General features: G+C 42.9%; 1 protein-coding gene. It reads left to right on the top strand.

What is annotated here, in order from left to right; translation table 11 throughout:
- Positions 1-240: iron-containing alcohol dehydrogenase (locus tag AAEY57_RS20975; protein ID WP_350608779.1), on the top strand; the 240-nt coding region annotated here is incomplete at both ends.

Raw genomic sequence — 240 nt, 5'->3', positions numbered from 1 at the left:
CTGGTAAGCATACTATTACTAGCGCATTACCAATCGGTGCAATATTAACATTGCCAGCAACGGGTTCTGAATCTAACCAAAACTCAGTTGTGAGCAAAGAAGCAACGAAGCAAAAACTACCGTTTGCATCACCAGAAGTACTTCCTAAATTTGCGATTATGGACCCTGATGTAATGAAAACATTACCGCAGCGCCAACTTGTGAATGGCTTAGTAGATGCATGGGTTCACACCTGTGAGC

The sequence above is a fragment of the Pseudoalteromonas sp. MER144-MNA-CIBAN-0113 genome, assembly GCF_040308965.1.
Classification (GTDB): domain Bacteria; phylum Pseudomonadota; class Gammaproteobacteria; order Enterobacterales; family Alteromonadaceae; genus Pseudoalteromonas; species Pseudoalteromonas tetraodonis.
Note: the sequence above shows the minus strand (reverse complement) of the source record. Positions and strands in the feature narration are given on the sequence as shown.